2 protein-coding genes are annotated in these 1,322 nt (G+C 70.7%); both read right to left on the bottom strand.

Going from position 1 to position 1,322, the window contains the following annotated elements:
* Positions 1-440 (bottom strand): DeoR/GlpR family DNA-binding transcription regulator (locus BGO22_RS21715; RefSeq protein WP_286852420.1); only part of this gene is annotated, 440 nt, incomplete at its 3' end.
* Positions 441-457: 17 nt separating this feature from the next.
* On the bottom strand, positions 458-1,322 hold an 865-nt coding region (locus BGO22_RS21720), incomplete at its 5' end, for an ABC transporter ATP-binding protein (RefSeq protein WP_286852421.1).

The following is a 1,322-nucleotide window of genomic DNA, read 5'->3' on the forward strand; positions in this document are numbered from 1 at the left end:
GCACTGCGCAAGGTACCGCCTGGCAGCATCACACAGTGGCGGTCGCCGCTTTGCGCCAGGCAGCGCGCCACCTCCAGCGATGGCGTGGCCACGGTAAGGCCACGACGCTCCGCGAGGGCTTCGGCCACGAAGCAGGCGGTGCTGCTGTTGTCCAGCACGATGCTGGCGCCGTCGGGCAGCAGGGCCGAGACCGCGCGCGCGAGTTGGCGCTTGGCGCCCACGTTGCTGCGCAGGCGCAGCTGGAACGGGGACTCCTGCACCGCGCGGTGCAGGCTCACGCCCCCATGGAATTTCTGCACCACGCCTTCGTCGGCCAGGGTCTGCAGGTCGCGCCGCACGGTTTCGCCCGAGACGCCCAGGCGCTGCGCCAGGTCGACCGTGCTGATGGAGGGGGTGGCGCGCAGGATTTCGACGATGCGCTCCTGGCGCGAGCTGAGCACGGGTGTGGCTCCCATGTTCAGCCCCGCGCCGCCAGCAAGGCGCCGCTCTGGGCGTCGAAGGCGCGCAGCCGCTCGAGCTCGGGTGTCAGCACGATGGTCTGGTGGGTGACGAGCGCGGCATCGGCCGCGGTGCGCACCAGTATGTCGGCACCGCCCACGCGGACTTGGGCGTAGGCTTCGGCGCCCAGCCGCTCGACGCGCTGCACGGTGCCGGTCCAGCGCAGCGGTCCATCGTTTGCCTCGGACATCTCGGACGTATCGCTCTGCGGCGCCAGCCGCAGCTCTTCGGGCCGCAGGCCCAGCACGGTGCCGGGCCGCAGCGCGGCCTCGCCAAAGCGGGCGTGCAGCCAGGCGTGGCCGTCGGTGGCGGCGTCGGGCAGGGCCAGAAAGTTCATTTCCGGCGATCCGATGAAGGAGGCGACGAAGCGGGTTTGCGGCGCGCGGTACACGTCCATGGGCGCGCCCAGCTGCTGCAGGCGGCCGCGGTCCATGACGGCGATTCGCGTGCCCAGGGTCATGGCCTCGACCTGGTCGTGGGTAACGTAGACGATGGTGATGCCGAGCTCGGCATGCAGGCGCTCGAGTTCGCCGCGCATATGGGTGCGCAGCTTGGCATCGAGGTTGGACAGCGGCTCGTCGAACAGGAAGACCTTGGGCTGGCGAACCAGGGCCCGGCCAATGGCCACGCGCTGGCGCTGCCCGCCAGACAGCGCGGCAGGGCGGCGCTGCAGCAGCTCCGTGATCTGCAATCGCTGCGCGGCCTCGTGCACCCGGCGATCCACCTCCTGGCGGGACAGCCGGCTGGTGCGCAGCAGGCCGAAGGCCATGTTCATGTAGACCGTCATGTGCGGGTAGAGCGCATACGACTGGAACACCATGGCG

This window comes from Hydrogenophaga sp. 70-12 (assembly GCF_001897365.1).
Classification (GTDB): Bacteria; Pseudomonadota; Gammaproteobacteria; order Burkholderiales; family Burkholderiaceae_C; genus Hydrogenophaga; species Hydrogenophaga borbori.